The following is an 18611-nucleotide window of genomic DNA, read 5'->3' as shown; positions in this document are numbered from 1 at the left end:
TTACAAGCACTTTGGTCGGGCAAGAATGGCAGACAAAAAGCAACCTCGCAGTCTTGAGACCACTGCGGGGATGCTAATTCAGCACCTAAATAAAGTAGGACTTGCACAGATGGAGGAGAACATAGTAGAGGTGATTCATGGCATATTTGGAGAGATTCAGCCGACGGGGTGTATTATCTCTAGCCTAGCCAAAAATAGCCTGGGCTATGCCACCCAAAAAAATCGGATTAACGGCAAATGGAAAACTTTAACAGTCCACCGTTTAGTATTAGAACATTCATTAGGTCTGCAGATTATACCCGAATATTTTGCTTGCCACACTTGCGATGTCCGCAGATGCATTAATCCTAACCATTTGTGGTCAGGTTCTCGGCGGGAAAATTGTCAAGGTAGGTTAAAAAAAGGACGTATTAAAGATGTCGGAAGTACATCGGCCCCGACACCTCAAAAACAACTGCGAGGGAGAGAAAGAATTCCCGGTATTCTAGCCCAAATACAGCCGAACGGCTGCAGGATTTGTAGCTGGGCGAAAAGAAGTGATGGTTGCGCCATTAAGGGTACTAAAATTAATGGTAAAACAAAAAGTTTCTGCGCTCACAGACTTGTACGGGAACACAAACTGCGAAAGCCAGTCAAACCCGGTTATTTTGCGTGTCACAGTTGCGACGATCGCGGTTGTATCAATCCTGACCATTTGTGGGAAGGAACCCCTGCCGATAACTCCCGCGGTGCCAAGCGAAAAAAACCGCTTTCCTTTCGTTCCCGGCAAGATATCTGTCCACCGCTGTCCTCAAACCCGATCGAGTGCGGGAGATTCGCTATCTTTTAAGTGAGGGCATATCGAAAACAAAAATAGCCAGGACATTTGCGATATGTCGCAGTCACATTATTCTCTTGGCAAGGGGCGAGATATACAGAGACTTTCTCTAAAACTACTAACAGAGACCCAATACAATAACGACTAAAATCAGGAATAAAACTATGCTACCGGAGCAACAACAGAGGATAATGGGCTACTTTATTGAGGAGGCAAAAGACCACCTCAATACGATCGAACAAGGCTTGCTGAATCTGCAAACCACGATCGAAGACCCAGAACTGGTCAACGAAGTATTTAGGGCCGCTCACTCTGTCAAAGGAGGAGCAGCAATGCTGGGGCTGACCAGCATTCAGCAAACAGCTCACCGACTAGAAGATAGTTTTAAAGTTTTAAAAGAGTGCAGCGTTAAAGTAGACCAACAGCTAGAGTCTCTTTTCCTGCGAATTTTTGACACATTGCAAGGGCTGTTAGAGCAACTGTCGGGACCTTTTGGGCTGACAGAGGAATTGGCAGAACAGATGGTTCGAGAATTAGAACCAGTATTTGAAGAACTCAACGGACACTTGGGGGGACTCGTCGGATACAGAGAAAACGATGGAGACGAGAGCAGCCCGCTGCTAGTACCCGAACAAGTTATGGCAGAGATGGGAATCGGGGCGTTTGGCTCATCAAGGACTTTTGCGGACTCGGGGTCAGTTTACGCACCTGAGGCCAGAGCAACAGCAGAAAGCGCCCTGCAGCTAGTATTTGAGTCGGACGTGCCGGCGAGGATGCGGGAACTGCTGCAAGAGTTCAAACAGCCCGAGGGGCCAGAAAGCAGGTGGCAACTCAAGAGCATTTGTCGGAACTTGCTCAGGGCGGGGGAGGAATTTGAACTGCCCTGCTGGATAAAATTGATCGAAGCTGTATCCAAGGCAATCGCCAACCCAGAAAATAGCTACCGCACCTTAGCCCCAACGGTGATCAAAGACATCAAACAAGCGCAAGAACTGGTAATTTCGGGTCGAGAATCGTCGATCGCACCTAGCGCAAAACTTCTGGCCTTGCAGCCGGTTGTTGTCTTTCCACAAACGGATTTTGAAGATTTGCTGGAATTCGCTCAACCGGGTACATCGGGGAAAAATTCGGTTTCTGTTGAGGATGCGGCCTGGGATCTATTGGGCTCTGGCGATTCCCGGGCGGGGGAACAAATGCTGCCGACTATTTCTGGGCTGAATATAGACGAGCTGTTCGACCAACTCGACAGCGGCGAGAGCAATGATTATAGTGGCAGTCGATCGCCCCAGTTCGACGATTCCCCCAGATTCGGAGAATCGGATATGGAGACGGGTGCTTTTAGAGGCTCGACCCGCACCGGCCCGGAAGTGGGCGCTGCCGAACTCAACACTTTAGCTGACTTGTTTGACGGCGAATCGCCGGATCTCGACGACGCTTGGGAAGAAGAAGAAGACCTCGACTATGCGCAGTCTTCTAGGATATCGGCAGGGGGAATGGTGGGGGCAGACGATGACAATGCCGGGGATTTTGCTGATTTGTTGTTTGACGAATACGATGCCGAAAGTTCGGAAACGAACACGGCGCCTCCGATTGACGACCTGACGAGTTTGTTTGGGGAGGATTTGCTGTTTGGAGATGAGCTAGACGGTTCGGCAGTAGCTGCCGAACGGGAAAATGGGGATTTGAGGCAGTCACTAATTCGCAAACAGCTTGAAACGGGTAACGGCAGGGGCGGTTTGGGTCGGCGAGACGGCACGGTCGGCAAGACCCAGAGACAAGCTGACGAAGATGCTCTAGGTACGCTTTTGGACGAAGTGGCTGCCCAAACTTCTGTTGGTACGGGCGATGCTGATTTGGATAACTTGTTCGGCAATTTAGGCTTATCTGAGGCAGCGGTTGTGCCGTCCGTCTCTTCGGAGTATTCTGTCAACCCTGAGGCTTTCGACGCAGAATCGAACCAGCCTTTTTCAGGCGGCAAGGATTCAGCGGATGCCGAAGCGCTCGGTGGGCATTCCATAGATGATTTCGAGTTGCTCTCTGAGCTTGGCGAGGACTCGGAGTTGAGCGAGCTGTTGGGGACTACTTCTAATTTCCTTTCTTCAGAAGACGAAGGTGGGGAGAGCGGGGGCGATCGAGAGCTAGCTGCTGACATCGCACAACATGAGGAAATTGGCAGCGTTCTTAACATGACATCAAATTCTGATTTAGATATCTCTGCGGATGGAAATTGGCTAGAAGATGCTTTCGGGCCCGAAGACGAGTCTGTGCAATCGGTCAACCTGGAACTGGACGATACGGATTTAGATGCCCTGTTTGGGGATATGACCTCGGATGCGATTTCTGAGGATGAGCAGACTGTGCTCGATAGGCAAGGAGTGGCTACTTCCCGAGAGGCGGCGGATTTGGCTGAGCTGTTCGGTTCTGTACCTACGGGTACTGAGTATGACGGGGAAGCTTCGGGGCAAACCCATGGGGGTTGGCTGAATTTAGATGGAGGTTCAGAATTGCTGAGTGGGGGTGTGGGATTTGATGAGGGCGACTTGGGGAGTTTGTTCTCGAACAATGCGGAGGCTGTTTCCGACAGCGGCTTGGCAAATTTGGCAGCGGTTGAACTTGGGGCTTTGTCCGATCGTCCTGATTCGGAAATTTCAAGTTTCGAGTCTGATGAGGGCGTAGATTTCGATTTGTTGGAGGATATGTTTGCCGAAGGCATGGTGCAGGAGGGCGATGGTGGATCGGCGCCCGATGAGGGCGAGGCTCTAGATGTGGAGGAGTTGTCTGCCCAAGGAACCGAGGGAACCGAGGGTTTCTTCGACAAGGTGGGTGCGGATTTGTTCGATCGACCCGAAACAGATGCCGCTGGGAAGTCAAGCGGCGAGGATGATTTGTTTGACGCGCTGGAAACGGATTTTTCGAGTGAGGATTTAGAGGCGCTGTCGGCAGAATCTCTCGATGGTATGTTTGAGGGCGATGCTGACTTGCTCTCGGCGATGGAAACCGGGGCGACTCTCAACAGTGAAGAGTTGGAGGGTTTTGATGATTTGTTGGATTCGATAGATGCTGAGGTTCTGGTGACTTCGGAACTGAGGACGGGCTTTTGGGACGCTGACGACGAGCCGGCCTCGGTCGATTCCTCGGAGTTGGAAGAGGAGTCGCTGGCAGACTTTTTTACCGAGGCCAAATCAGGTGCTGAGGATGCTGAAGGCAATTTTGACGATTTAGAAGCACTGTTAATTTCAGGGGGTTCTGGGGATGTACTAGCAGCTTCTGGGGGAAGAAATCCGAGTCCGGTAAATACCGAAGTTTTCTCGGATCTCGAAGAGCTCCTCAGCGAGAGCGCAACTATGCCGGAAATTCCTGCACCGACGACAACTACCAGTAAAGCTGGGCCCCCTCCTGCCGATGAGAGCGACGACGAATTTGGGGATTTGGAAAAACTGCTGGAAGATCCAAAGGACGGTGGCCGCCAAGGGGAAGCCAATATGGGGCCGTCGGCGCTCAACAGATCCAGGCGGAATGCCCGCGCGGGCGGGTTCGGCGACCAGACGATGCGGGTGCCGATCAAGCAACTGGATAACCTCAGCAATTTGATGGGGGAACTGGTGGTGAACCGCAACAGTTTGGAGCAAGACCAAGAACGGATGCGGCAGTTTTTGGACAATTTGCTGCACCAGGTGACGCTGCTGAGCGATGTGAGCCAGCGGACTCAGGATTTCTACGAGCGGAGTCTTTTGGAGATTGCTTTGCTGGCAAACCGCCAGGGACACCGATCGGCCTGGCGTTCTGAGGATTCGGCCCACACTCGGGAAAGTGCCTGGAGACCAGAGGAAATGGACAGGTTTACTCCTTTCCACAGTTTGGCTCAGGAGATTATAGAGCTGATCGTGCGGGTGCGGGAGTCGGCGGCGGACATTGAGTTTTTGGTGGATGAGGCGGATCAGGTGACTCGCCAACTGCGGCAAGTCACGACTCAACTGCAAGAAGGTTTGACTCGCGCCCGGATGAAGCCGTTTGCGGAGACGACGGACAGGCTGTTCCGGGCAGTGCGGGAAATTGCGATTAAGTGCGGGAAGCAGGCTCAGTTGCAGGTTGAGGGTAAGGATATTTTGATCGACAAGATGATTGTGGATCAGCTTTATGACCCGATGACTCATTTGGTGAACAATGCGATTACTCACGGGATCGAACCGCCGGAGGTGCGTCTGGCGGCTGGGAAACCAGCAGTTGGCAGGATTACGATTCGGGCTTTCCACCAAGGGAATCAAACGGTGGTTTCGGTTTCTGACGACGGGGCGGGAATTGACCCGCAAAGGGTGAAGGCGAAGGCGATTAAGCAGGGTATGCTGACGGCGGCTCAGGCTCAGAGGATGTCTCGCTCGGAAGTGTACGATTTGCTGTTTATGCCCGGTTTCAGCACTCAGGAACAGGCGACGGAGTACGCCGGCCGGGGGGTCGGTATGAATGTGGTGCAGACTTCGTTGCAGGAGATTCGGGGCACTGTGTCGATTGATTCTACTATCGGCAAGGGGACTGTGTTTACGATCCGTTTACCTCTGGTGTTGAGCATTTCTAAGGCTCTGACTTGCATTAGCGATCGGGCTCGCATTGCTTTCCCGATGGATGGGGTGGAGGATATGATCGATGTGCCTCGCGATCAGGTGACGACGGGGGCAGACGGTTCGTTTTGCATAGAGTGGCGGGGTTCGATTTTGCCGTTCCGACCGCTGCGGGAGTTGCTGGCTTACAGCCGCCATCTGGGCCGGGGCAGTGTTTACGGGTTTAATACAGACGATGACATGATTTCGGTGATCGTGCTGCGGTCTGCTGGCAATTTCTTGGCGGTGCAGGTGGATCAGGTTTCGACGGAACAGGAAATTGTGATCAAGCCGTTGGAAGGACCGGTGCCGAAGCCGATCGGGATTGCTGGGGCCACCGTGCTCGGGGACGGCCGGATCGTGGCGATTGCGGATGTTCTGGAGCTGATCGATTTGGCTACCGGAAGGCTGCGGAAGGAAGCTGGCGGTACGCTTTGGGATGAGAGCGAGAGACCTACTAAGGAGGCGGAAATTGAGAAGACTGAGCCGACTGTGCTGATTGTGGATGATTCGATTACCGTGCGATCGCTGTTGTCGATTACTTTTGAGAAGTCTGGCTATCGTGTGGAAGAAGCTCGCGACGGTAAGGAGGCTTGGGAAAAGATGAAATCTGGTCTGCCTTGCGATATCGTTTTCTGCGATATTGAGATGCCGAGAATGGACGGTTTGGAACTACTTTCTCGGATGCAGAAGGATGCGGTTTTGTGTGAATTGCCGATCGCGATGTTGACTTCTCGCGGTGCTGACAGACACCGCCAAATGGCTTACAGTTTGGGCGCGAAAGGCTATTTCACTAAGCCTTATTTGGAGGAGCAATTGCTTGATGCTGCTTCTCGGATGTTGAAAGGTGAGGTGGTTGGTGCTCCGGTTGTTGTGTAATGTGTTTATCTGCCTATATCTGCGGTTGAAAAAGGGAATTTGTTAACCGCAGATGAAAATGGATTGACGCGGATTGACGCAGATAATCTCTAATTTATCTGCGTTAATCTGTGTTTATCTGCCTATATCTGCGGTTGAAAAAGGCGATGTTTAACCGCAGATGAAGATGGATAGACGCAGATTAACGCAGATTTAGATCGCGCGTTGGGTTTTGGTGGTAGGCTGGGAAAGTGGGGTGTAGCGGAAGGGCGATCGAGGTTAGGAATGACGGCTGAAGAACTTTTAGAAAGATACGCTAAAGGCGATCGTCAATTTGCGAAAGCACAGTTAAGGGGGGCAGACCTTAAAGGTGCTGATTTGAGTGGCATCAACTTAGACAATGCAAATCTTTCAGGTGCAGATTTGAGTGAAGCAATTCTAACAGGTGCATACCTTCAAAGTACAAACCTCACTAAAGCATCGCTGAGAGGTGCTAATTTAAGTTGCGCCATTGCTGGCTCAGCGAATCTCAACTGGGCAGACCTTAGCGGTGCAGATTTGACTAGGGCAAACTTTAGTAGTGCTATTTTAAATTATGCTGACTTAGAGCGGGCAACTCTGATAGGAGCAAACTTAAATAATGCTCAATTAGTTCGCACCAATTTAGACGAAGCAAATTTGAGCGGTGCAAGTCTAGATAGTACGGATATACGTCTAGCTTCTTTGTATAAAGCGAACCTAAATAAAGCGAATCTGAATAAGGCTGATTTGACTGAGGCATACTTGCGGGAAGCTGACTTAACTATGGCAAACTTGACTGAGACAAATTTGACTGAGGTAAAACTTCAAAAAACTAAGTTTCCGAAAGCTAATCTGCACGGCGTTGATCTGTCAAGAATGAATTTGACTAATGCAAATCTAGAAAGAGCCAATCTGCGAGGAGCCAACTTAATGAGAGCAAATCTAACTACAGCAAGTTTAAAAAGGGCAGACTTGACGGAGGCTCAAATCTATGGCTGGAATATCAAAAATGCAGACTTAACTGGTACAATAATGCCCGATGGAGAAATCTACCAGCCCGAAACCTCTGACGGAGAAATCTACCAGCCAGAAACCTCCGAAAAATTATCCCAAAAAGTGACATCTATGACGCGCAAAATTATTCGTACTGACAAAGCACCGGCACCCGTGGGCCCTTACAATCAAGCGATCGCCGCTACGGGCACTATGCTGTTTGTAGCTGGTCAAATTGCGATCGACATTAGACTAAACGATATTGTCTACACCGACGACGTGGCCAAACAAACCGAACAAGTGATGGCAAATCTCGAAGCGATTCTCACAGAAGCCGGCGCTACTTGGTTGGATGTGGTAAAAACTACGGTTTTCCTCAAAGATATGAATGATTTTGCCGCTGTGAATGCGGTTTATGCGAAATATTTTGATGCGGAGACTGCACCTGCGCGCGCTTGTGTGGAGGTTTCGCGTTTGCCGAAAGATGTGTTAGTTGAGATTGACTGTATTGCGGTTATTTGATTTCATTTTCTTTTAGATGCCAGACTTTTTCCAGAAGTCGGGCATCTGCATATTCTGTTTTTTTAATGTTTTTGCAATTGGGAAACTTGAATTTTCGGCAATTCTTTCCATTCGGGCTCAATGGGTGAGTAGCTACAGTAGCACACCGCTAAACAGTCGTATTCAGCATTCGGAATTTCAGGCGTGTATTCTTCTACGCGCGACACTTCCCAATCTCCCCAGCAAACGTGAGTGCTGGCAGCAGGGAATTTAGGATCGGCACTCTCCTTAAATTGGGCAAAGTTTCGCAGGCGATCGCCCGTTTGAGGCAGAGGTTTGTCTGAGTAGTCGTAGTGTTCTGCTAGGATGCTCGTGAGAGCACCCGTATGGGAAAGCAGTCTATCCTCCCATCCAGGGGAAGAAAGCGATTCAGTTTTGAAAATGATCAACCGTTTTGGCATTGATTTATTCCTCTCTCTCATGTTCGGGTTCGTATGGACTCGGTGGAAACTCTGTCAACCCTTCAAAGACACAATCAACCTTAAGTATCGAATCGTTTGTTTTTTCCCATCCGATTAATTCCCATCCCTGACGCTTGGCCATTTGAGCGCATTTCTCAGGATCAGTTGCACTATGACCAAGAATTTCTTGATGGTACAAGTCCCCGGATTTATCCGTGGAATTAATCCCAAATCGAAAATCCTCAAGCCCCCGAATTTATCCGTGGGGTCAATCTAAAATCTAAAATCTAAAATCTAAAATCGATTGACGGCTAATATTCTCTTCGGGATCGTAGCGAGGTCTTGAGGTCATCTTTATCTGCGTTTTTCTACAGACGCTGATGAAAATCAAACCTGCTATCTTCACCTGCAATGTCTGCGGTTTACAAGCCTATATCGTATCATTTATAGTAACTACCTAAGCATACTTTATATTTTTTTGAGTCCCCGCTCTGCTGGGACTTCATTTATGTAGTTGCGGTTTCAACCGCCGAGGGTAAAGTGCGCGACTCTATTAACTTCTACAGCCGATCGCACAAAGTCGATCTGTCGCTGTCGCGCACCCTACTCCTAAATCAATCTGAAACTATCAGATTTAATCTCAATTAGCAATTAGAAATTACTAATTACCAGTTACCAATTAGCAATTAGCAATTACTCTACAAGCAATTACCAATTACCAACTCTCAACTATTTATTCAGCGCTTCGCGGGCGGCTACCGCTTCGTCGGGATGAATATTCAACCGGGTCAAATTAATTCGACCTTTGTTGTCAATTTCTCGCACTTTGACAATCACTTCATCGTTCACCGCTAACTCGTCTTCCACTTTCCCGACGCGGTAGTCCGCTAACTGGGAAATGTGAATCATGCCTTCTTTTCCTGGCAAAATTTCCACAAAAGCGCCGATCGGAATAATGCGAGTTACGCGGCCGACATACACGTCTCCTGCATTTAACTTGCGCGTCATGCCTTGGACAATGTTGTAAGCCCGCTGAGCTTTTTCGCTGTCGTTGCCGGCAATTGTCACGGTTCCGTCATCTTCGATGTCAATTTTGACACCGGTTTCTTCGGTGATGGCTTTGATCGTTTTGCCACCAGGCCCAATTACCAAACCGATAAATTCTGGATCGATTTTCAGGGTTAGCAAACGCGGTGCAAACGGCGACATTTCCTTGCGGGGAGTGTCGATAGTTGCCAGCATTCTTTCTAAAATGTGCAGTCTGGCCGGTTTGGCTTGGCGGATGGCGGTGGCTATCACATCTAAGGGCAAACCTTTGATTTTCATGTCCATCTGCAAAGCGGTAATTCCGGTGTCGGTACCGGCTACTTTGAAGTCCATGTCGCCTAAAAAGTCTTCAATTGCCTGAATGTCAGTCAAAATTCGGACTTCATCGCCTTCTTTAATTAAGCCCATTGCCGCGCCGCTGACGGGTTGGGAAAGGGGAACGCCTGCATCCATTAATGCTAGCGTTGAGGCGCAAACTGAACCCATTGAGGTGGAACCGTCGGAAGAAAGGATTTCTGAAACTACGCGGATCACGTAGGGGAAATCTTCTTTGGATGGCAAAACCGGCAGTAAAGCGCGTTCTGCGAGGGCTCCGTGACCGATTTCTCGGCGTCCGGGCGATCGCATCGGCTTGGTTTCTCCTACCGAAAACGGCGGGAAATTGTAGTGATGCAGGTAGCGTTTGTCTTGCTGCGGGTGCAAGTCGTCTCCTAAGTCTTGGGCGTCGCCCGGGGTTCCCAGGGTAGCTGCGGATAAGACTTGGGTTAACCCCCGATTAAACAACGCACAGCCGTGTACTCGCGACGGCAGCACCCCTACGCGACAAGAAACAGGTCGCACCTCGTCTAGCTTGCGGCCGTCTACACGGACGCCATCTTCGAGGATTTGCTTGCGCATCATTTTTTTGGTAACGTCTTTGAAAACGTTGCCGATCGCCTTGCTGTTGGCGGTGGCCGCTAGTTTTACCGGGTCCTCTTCCGGGAGTTCGGCGATCGCAGCTTCGACTTCATTTGCCTTAACTTCGTCCAATGCTGCATTCCGCTGATTTTTGTCTTGTTCAAATTTAGACAAAATGATGCGGATTGGGGCTTCGGCGCGATCGCGAATAAAGTTTTCCAGGGCCGAGTCTAGGGATGGCCGTTCCTCTACCACCAAATCGATGCCCAATTCCGCCATAATTTCGCGCTGGGCTTGAATCAAGTCACAGGCTGCTTCATAGCCGAAGTCGATCGCCTCGATGATATCCTGTTCCGGCAATTGGTTAGCGCTGGCTTCCACCATGATTACTCCATCAGGAGAACCGGCTACCACCAGATCCAACTCGCCTTCTTTGATTTCGCTGTAGGTGGGGTTGATGATGAAATCGTCCCCTACCAAACCGACTCGCACTGCCGCCATCGGCCCGTAAAACGGCATTTTCGCCAGCAGTATCGCCACCGAAGCCCCCGTCACCGCCAACACGTCCGGCGGCACTTGTTCGTCCATCGAAACCGTTGTGGCTACAACTTGGATGTCATCTCGCAACCAGCTTGGAAATAGCGGGCGCAGCGGTCGATCGATCAAACGGCCAGTCAAAGTCACTTTTTCCGGGGGACGCCCTTCCCTCCGCAAAAATCCACCGGGAATTTTACCGCCAGCGTAGAGTCTCTCTTCGTAATCCACCAACAAGGGCAGGAAATCTATTCCTTCTCTCCCCGGAGATCGAGTCGCTGTCACTAAAACCGCCGTGTCACCTGACTGAATCAAAACTGCACCGCCTGCTTGAGGCGCTAGCAAACCAATCTTCAGTCTAATATCCCGTCCATCGAAGGATATTGACTTGTCTATCTCTACCATGTAGCACTGCTTCCTTATCTACCACATTCTTTCTCTGTCGGGATCGTAACATTACCACAGGATGTTTGAGAGTCCGACGCCAAAACACAGGGATAATCGCCTCGCGATCGACTGTCTGCGCCTCGATTGTAAGCATTTATACTGGATAATTATTTTTTGCAGTCTGGAGTCGATTATCCGGTCGATCGCCCGCTAAACGCCTGCCATAGATGGTACGATGAATTTTCATTTGGGAATTGGGACGTTCAAGGAAGAAGGAAGAAGGATTTACTTATCTAGGATTGGGAATCAGCCGTAAGGTGCTTAGGTTGCACCCTACATATACAGGTTCTACCTAAGTCCTGTCTGGCTCAAAATATCCTTTGTTTGTTTAATAAAATATTCATAAATCCCATATAAATGCTGTAGTCAGCATCGCAAGTAAATAAAAATATCAGGGTAAAAAATATGGCTATTTTACACGGCAGTTGGCTACTTGAAAAAGAGAAAAGTTGTTTATTTATTTGGGGAGAAACTTGGCGAAAAGTGGGGGAGATTCACACCAGAGAATCAGGTAAAAAATTACCGCATCCCTTAGCAATGACCGAAGCTGAATTTAAGACTTTCCTAAATTCCTTGCAGCAGTCGGGAAAACTCAACTGGCAATTACCGGAAACCGCAGAAAGTCCACCGGAAAAAACCAAAAAAACTCGGTTGTCGCCCCGAAGTCAAAACGCAGAAATTACCGCCTCAAAATCCTCAATTAAAAAGGAAATTCGGGCGATCGCACTTCCCACCCAAATCTCAGAATCGAACGCAAATCTGATGCCGCAGCACTCAGCAGCAGCACTTGAGGAACCGGCCCAAACCGAGGAAATTTACCTTTATCCCTGGCAAGTCGAGGGTTTTTGTCTCAACCCTCAAGCAGCTTTTGTTTTCTTGCAATCACTACCGCTTAACAGCACGGAACCAGACTCTTTTGTCGGCTCAGATTTGCGTTTTTGGTCTCATATTGCTAGGTGGAGTTTGGATTTGTTGGCAAGATGCAAATTTTTGCCGGGATTGGAGAAACAGGCGGACGGTTCTGCTATTGCCAAATGGCAACCGTTGTTAGATAGTTCTACAGATACACTCCGCCTCGCCACTTTTGTTAAGCAAATGCCGACGGCTTGCAGAACATATCAATCGAAGGAAGAAGGAAGTTCGGTAACGGATGTAACGGATTTAACGGATGTCAGTCCGATGTCCGTCGGCAGAAGGAAGAAGGAAGAAGGAAGAGGGGAACAAGTAGAAGGAAGAGGGGAAAAGGAAGAAGAATCCAGTCAATTGCCTTTAGCGGTGGATTTGCCGATGGGGGCGGAGGAATTGGTGTTAGGCTTTTTGAGCAGTATTGTAGATAGTCAAGTGCGATCCTCTTCGAGGGCTGCGCTAACGGCTGGTAGCTCTACTTTAGAAATTAAAACAGTTTCTCCTGTGCGCGAGTGGCTGCAAGCTTTGCAGCAAGAATCTGGGATAGTTCAAGTAGAAACAGCAGCATTGGAAAACTTGGCAACCAAGCTGAGTGCTTGGACTGCACCGCTGCAAAACCAACTATCTCAACAAAGTCAATTTCGCACTTGCTTTCAACTCATACCGCCGTCTCCTGGGAAAACCAACTGGAGTTTAAATTATTGCTTGCAAGCAGCAGATGACACCGAATTTTTGGTAGACGCGACAACTATTTGGAACAACTCAGTCGAGCGTTTGGCTTATGCGGGGCGGACAATAGAATTGCCTCAAGAAACTTTGCTCAGCGGCTTGGGTTTAGCCTCGAAACTTTATCCGTTAATTGAACCGAGTTTGCAAGCACAGCGGCCTCAATCTTGCCAATTAAATCCGCTGCAAGCTTACGAGTTTATTAAGTCTGTAGCTTGGCGGTTTGCTGATAGCGGGTTGGGGGTAGTTTTGCCGCCGAGTTTGACAAAGACAGATGGTTGGGCGAGTCGTTTGGGTTTGAGCATTCAAGCGGAAACTCCGAAAGTGACTCCGGCAAAAGGCGGGTTGGGATTGCAAAGTCTGCTGAATTTTAAGTGGGAATTGACGATCGGCGGACAGCGCCTTTCTAAGGCAGAATTTGACAGATTGATCGCGTTGAATTCACCTTTGGTGGAAATTAACGGCGAGTGGGTGGAGTTGCGCGCGCCGGATGTGAAAGCGGCTCAAACTTTTTTTGCCAGCCGTAAAGAGCAAATGACTCTTTCTTTGGAGGATGCTTTGCGTCTGGCGTCGGGCGATTCTCAGACGATCGAGAAATTGCCTGTGGTGAATTTTGAGGCTACGGGTCAACTTCAGGAATTGTTGAATACTTTGAGCGATAATCAAGCCGTAAGTGCGATCGCAACTCCCGCTAGTTTCCGAGGACAATTGCGGCCTTATCAAGCCCTAGGAGCAGGCTGGTTAGCATTCTTAGAACGCTGGGGTTTAGGTGCTTGTCTCGCGGACGATATGGGGCTCGGTAAATGCGCTATACCACAAACTTTACTTTTTGTCAATGGTTTTTTACAAAAAGCTGAAAAAATATGGGAAACTTATGCCGGAAAAACAGAATTCGACGGTGAGGGCTTTTGGTCTGAACCTAACGAGCAATTACTGGTAAATTCCATAAATCAGGAAACAGGCAAAATTGTACAGGCGACTGTTCGACGACTTTACCGCCAGCAAGTGCAAGAAAAGTTGCGAACAATCAAACTGCAAGACGGTAGCAGCATCACAATTACCCGTCGCCACAAATTGTTAGGACGCGATGGCTGGACAAATGACCTCAAGGTGGGAGATTATGTTTGCGTTCCTGCTAAATTGTATTGGGAAGGAAAACCCGAAGATCCCGATTTGGTGAAGTTTCTGGCTTGGCAGATTGCTGAGGGATATGAGCAGCGCGATCGGGCTGTACTCTCGATCGCACAAAAAGAGGCGACAGTTCTTCAAGAGTTACGTGTAACACTGCACCGGATCGGCAAAAAATATGGGATAGAAATAAATAATCCTGCTGTTCGTACTCCCGGTAAGCAAAGAGCAGCATATTTAGCTGTGTGTAGTCGATCGTACCAAAGCTTTCTTGAGGCTAAAGGCTACGAGTGGGGAAAGCTGTCAGCCGAAAAAAGCTTCCCGCAATTTATCATGCAAGCCAATCTTGACAGCATACGGCTTTTCCTCAAAAACTACTTTGATGCTGAAGGTTCTGTCATTCCTAAAATGCGGACTATCGAAATTACCACCGCTTCGCCTTTAATCATCCAACAACTTTCTACACTGCTGCGGCGCTTTGGAATTTGGCTGCGAATCGCCACTAAGCAGAAACGCGCCACCAATGGCAGCGGAATTTTTCGCACCTATTATATCGGTACTTTCGGCGGTAACTCAGCGCGCATATTTTTGCAGGAAATTGGCTTCGGTTATCCAGAAAAACAGCAAAATTTAGAGAAGATTTGCGAAGTTACTGCCAATACAAATGTCGAAGGAATTCCGGTTTCGGATATTGTTGCCGATGCAGTGGAGATGACCAAACTGCCGCTACGGCATTTCGGAATGCACAATCCTGTTTATATTAACGGTTCCCAGCAGTTTTCCCGCATCAGCCTAGGAAAGGTGGTAGCCGGTATGGAAAATGTGCTTGGTGGTTCCGCAGAACAGGAGTACCGCCAGCTAAAGCCTTCTAAATGGACGAATCAGACCCTAGAGGCTTATGCAAATCTCAATGTAGCGCAGCTAGATATTGTCCGAGAAAATTTGCAACTTATACTCGATCGCGAAGTATTTTATTGCCGGATAGAGGAAATTGAGGATTTTGAGTACAGCGGGTGGGTTTATGATTTTGAGGTGAGCCAGCATCACAATTTTGTTGCCAATAATATCTTGTGCCACAATACTATTCAGCTAATTACTTTTCTCCTGCATTTACAAGAACAAGATTCTCTAGAAGCGCCAACATTACTGGTATGTCCGACATCAGTATTGGGCAATTGGGAGCGCGAAGTCAAGAAATTTGGTCCGACGCTAAAAGTGTTAGTTCACCACGGAGACAAACGCGCTAAAGGCAGAGCATTTGCGACGGCAATTAAGGGAAAGGATTTAATTATTACCAGTTACGCCCTGGTATTTCGCGATGCGAAGGAATTTCAAGGCATTAAATGGCAAGGATTGGTGTTGGATGAAGCGCAAAATATTAAAAATTCCGAGGCGAAGCAGTCGCAAGCGGTGCGGCAAATCGAGGCATCTTTTAGAATTGCGCTGACGGGAACTCCGGTGGAAAATAGACTGCAAGAATTGTGGTCAATTTTGGAGTTTCTCAATCCTGGCTATTTGGGGCCGCGCAATTTCTTTCAGCGCCGATTTGCAATTCCGATCGAGAAATACGGCGATCGAGAATCTTTGCAGACTTTGCGATCGCTCGTTCGGCCTTTCATCCTCCGCCGCCTGAAAACTGACAAAGAAATCATCCAAGATTTGCCCGAAAAACAGGAGATGACTGTATTTTGCGGGCTGGCAGCTCAACAGGCGGTATTATATCAGAAAATAGTCGAAGAATCAATAACTGAATTAGAGTCAGCCGAAGGTATTCAGCGCCGGGGAATGATTCTGGCTTTGCTGGTAAAACTCAAACAACTTTGCAACCATCCGGCTCTTGTGAAAGCAGAAGCTAAGCCGAAAGAATTGGAGATTAAGAGTCAGGAATCGGGGAAATTGCAGCGGTTGGTGGAAATGTTAGAAGAAGTGCTCGCTGAGGGCGATCGGGCTTTAGTTTTTACTCAATTTGCCGAATGGGGAAAACTCCTGAAACCGCATCTAGAAAAGCATTTAGGGCGAGAAGTTTTGTTCTTGTACGGAGGAATTCGGCAACAGCAGCGGGAAGAAATGATCGATCGCTTCCAGCACGACCCCCAAGGCCCGCCGATTATGATTTTATCTTTAAAAGCAGGCGGCACAGGTTTGAACTTAACCAGAGCAACCCACGTTTTCCACTATGACAGATGGTGGAATCCCGCAGTAGAAAATCAGGCAACTGACCGCGTATTTCGCATCGGTCAAACCCGCAATGTGCAAGTCCACAAATTTGTCTGTACAGGTACGTTAGAGGAGAAAATACACGATATGATCGAAAGTAAGAAAGCTCTAGCCGAACAAGTGGTAAGCGCCGGCGAAAACTGGCTCACCGAGCTAGATACAGACCAACTTCGGAATTTACTAATCCTCGATCGCAATGCTATCATAGAAACCGAAGAAGAATAATATAGCATTTCTCAGAAAGATGAAGTGCTATCGGTCATAGGGCATAGGCCAAACAGGGCATACCTCACCACCCTTGAGAACCGCTATATGACCCATTCCCAACAGCATGACACGGAAGTCAGGAATGCACGGATAGCTGTTTTTTTCTTTCTGAATTCAACATCCCAATTACCAAGGCCCGATGCCCAATTCCCAATTCCCAAATAAATGATTGACAGAGAATGGTGGACACAACAGTGGTTAGATTTAATAAATACCTACCGCTTCAAAAAGCGCTTAGAACGTGGCTGGCAGTACGCGCGCGAAGGTAAAGTTCTCAGCATTAAATTTCCCAATCAAGAAGTAATTGCCATAGTTCAAGGAACCGAGCCCAAACCCTATCAAGTTTCTTTAGGACTCGACACATTGAGCGATGAAGATTGGGATTACGTGATTGAAAATATGTCGCAAAGAGCAGTTTTTTCAGCTAAATTACTAGCAGGAGAAATGCCACACAATATTGAGGATGTATTTGCGGCTGCCGGCAAAACGCTATTTCCGTTAAGTTTATCTGATATTCGATCGCGCTGTAGCTGTCCTGACCCCAAAAACCCTTGCAAACACATCAGTGCAGTATACTACTTATTGGGCGATCGCTTCAGCGAAGACCCCTTCGTACTCTTTCAACTGCGGGGGAGAACGAAAGAGCAAATCTTGACAGCACTCCGTCAAAGACGAGGTAGCCAAGGAGAGGAAAATTCCCAACTCAACTCGGGGGAAAATGCCCCCACTACGAATTCTAAATTGCCGAAGGTCGATCGCTTTTGGGAATACAGCCAGCAGCTAGAATCATCTTTAGTAGTCATTGTACCGCCGCCCAGCAGCGAAACAGTATTAGATATCTTAGGCCCAATTCCCCTCGCCACCGACTCAAAAGGAACCGCTAGCAAATCCTCCCCTGCATCAGACGCCCTCAAGCAGCATTTTAGCAAAATCTACCAAGCAGTTAGCCAGCAAGCAGTTTTAGCAGCACTGAAACGGGGCGAAGGAGATTAACATAATGTATTCGCAGAGATGATACTAAGCTGTTATGCATCTAATTTGACACTCAATTTTTCTACAATTATTGTGGGAGGGGCAGGAGAACCCGTCTCTGCATTCAATGCGAGATGCCTAGCAGGTTAGGGACTGTGGCTTTGATACCCCTTTTATTCTTTAGTCCCTCTCTGCTGGAACGAGAGCTTGTATAGAATCGATTTCAACCGACGAGTCTTACATTTTGCAATTTCAGTTTACACTTCCCGGAAATTACTCATAATCTCTATCAATTCCTGGGGGCGTTTAATCAAAAAATCGGGATTGTGTGCACCCAAAGCCTCCTGAGAATTAAAACCCCAAGCTACAGCCATTACCTTAATTCCTGTTTTTCGAGCAGCTTCTATATCTCTAATCTCATCTCCCACATAAACGACTTCTTTAGCATTTACGTGTTCTGTTTTTAGCCATCTATTAATAACTTTATGTTTGCCAAAAGTTGAACCCGAGTAAATAAATGTGAAAGTGTCTTGCAAACCATTTTTTTCCAGCGATGCCAAGACGTTTTCTCGGGAATTAGATGTGATAATGCCCAGTTGAAATCCCAGTTTTTTTAGATCGAGTAAAACTTCTTTAATTCCCGGAAATAATTGAATATTGGGAATTTCGCTGCGTAACTCTGCTTTCAACATTTTAATCAACAGCGGGAATTTGAAGATAGAAATGCCAGAATACTGAAGAATTTGCCAAGAATTTAAATTGCTCAGTTGAGCGAGTTCCTCTTTTGTCGCAGACTTAAAGCCGAATTCTCCTGACAAACGGTTGGTGATTCTCAGAAGAATATCGATTGTATCTGCTAAAGTACCGTCAAAATCAAAAATAATTACTTTGGTCATTGGACAATAGCAAATAAGGAACTAGGGCTCACTTCTATATTACCCATTACCTCTTGCTTGTCAAAAAAAACGATCGCAACGGCGGGATTTGCACCCGCATCTCCTGGTATGCTCCAAGGAATTCTATCATTTAAACTACGTTGCTGGTGGCAGCGAACCGAATCAAACGGTTGTCTCTCGCCTCTGGATAGAGCATCGCGCTTTACCACTAAGCTACACTGCCCCATTTTATTATACATTTTCAATGCAAAATTGGTAGTGCTTTTTTGTAAAGGGCGGAGAAAAATAGTAAAATAGAGCGACGATCGTGAAAGAGGAATGATGGAAT

The 18611-nt window shown here is 48.0% G+C and carries 9 protein-coding genes and 1 tRNA gene; 6 read left to right on the top strand and 4 right to left on the bottom strand.

Translation table 11 applies throughout. The features are described 5' to 3' along the window. Window positions 1-25: 25 nt before the first annotated feature. The 3 genes from QUB56_RS30620 (at window position 26) to QUB56_RS30610 (ending at window position 7806) form a co-directional block, all read left to right on the top strand. Window positions 26-829, top strand: coding sequence for an HNH endonuclease (locus QUB56_RS30620; protein ID WP_332960120.1), 804 nt, complete (start codon window positions 26-28; stop codon window positions 827-829). A 152-nt stretch (window positions 830-981) separates the two neighbouring features. After that, a complete protein-coding gene (locus QUB56_RS30615; RefSeq protein ID WP_332960119.1) occupies window positions 982-6291 on the top strand; it encodes a response regulator in 5310 nt (1769 codons plus the stop codon). A 264-nt stretch (window positions 6292-6555) separates the two neighbouring features. Next, window positions 6556-7806, top strand: a complete 1251-nt coding sequence (locus QUB56_RS30610; RefSeq protein ID WP_332960118.1) for a Rid family detoxifying hydrolase — start codon at window positions 6556-6558, stop codon at window positions 7804-7806. Window positions 7807-7868: 62 nt separating this feature from the next. Here the strand turns inward: QUB56_RS30610 and QUB56_RS30605 are convergent, their stop codons facing one another. Continuing rightward, the gene (locus tag QUB56_RS30605) at window positions 7869-8246 is read right to left on the bottom strand and encodes a hypothetical protein (protein WP_332960117.1); all 378 of its coding nucleotides are present in this window, start codon (window positions 8244-8246) and stop codon (window positions 7869-7871) included. A gap of 729 nt (window positions 8247-8975) precedes the next feature. Further along, window positions 8976-11129 (bottom strand): polyribonucleotide nucleotidyltransferase, encoded by a 2154-nt coding sequence (locus QUB56_RS30600; protein WP_332960116.1) that lies wholly within the window; start codon window positions 11127-11129, stop codon window positions 8976-8978. Between the two features lie 156 nt (window positions 11130-11285). On the opposite strand from QUB56_RS30600, the gene QUB56_RS30595 reads away from it, so the two are divergent. The 3 genes from QUB56_RS30595 (at window position 11286) to QUB56_RS30585 (ending at window position 17408) form a co-directional block, all read left to right on the top strand. Beyond that, window positions 11286-11408: a hypothetical protein gene (locus QUB56_RS30595; protein ID WP_332960115.1), complete on the top strand. Its 123-nt coding sequence runs from the start codon at window positions 11286-11288 to the stop codon at window positions 11406-11408. 168 nt (window positions 11409-11576) lie between these two features. Continuing rightward, a complete protein-coding gene (locus tag QUB56_RS30590) occupies window positions 11577-16373 on the top strand; it encodes an SNF2-related protein (RefSeq protein WP_332960114.1) in 4797 nt (1598 codons plus the stop codon). Window positions 16374-16580: 207 nt separating this feature from the next. Then, window positions 16581-17408, top strand: a complete 828-nt coding sequence (locus tag QUB56_RS30585) for an SWIM zinc finger family protein (protein WP_332960113.1) — start codon at window positions 16581-16583, stop codon at window positions 17406-17408. Window positions 17409-17644: 236 nt separating this feature from the next. Here QUB56_RS30585 and QUB56_RS30580 read toward each other — a convergent pair whose 3' ends face one another. Both QUB56_RS30580 and QUB56_RS30575 read right to left on the bottom strand, forming a co-directional pair. Next, window positions 17645-18283, bottom strand: a complete 639-nt coding sequence (locus QUB56_RS30580) for an HAD-IA family hydrolase (RefSeq protein WP_332960112.1) — start codon at window positions 18281-18283, stop codon at window positions 17645-17647. Window positions 18284-18427: 144 nt separating this feature from the next. Further along, window positions 18428-18506 (bottom strand) — tRNA-OTHER (locus QUB56_RS30575). Window positions 18507-18611 lie beyond the last annotated feature (105 nt).

Origin of the sequence: Microcoleus sp. AR_TQ3_B6, assembly GCF_036702785.1 — a bacterium.
GTDB lineage: Bacteria > Cyanobacteriota > Cyanobacteriia > Cyanobacteriales > Microcoleaceae > Microcoleus.
Note: the sequence above shows the minus strand (reverse complement) of the source record. Positions and strands in the feature narration are given on the sequence as shown.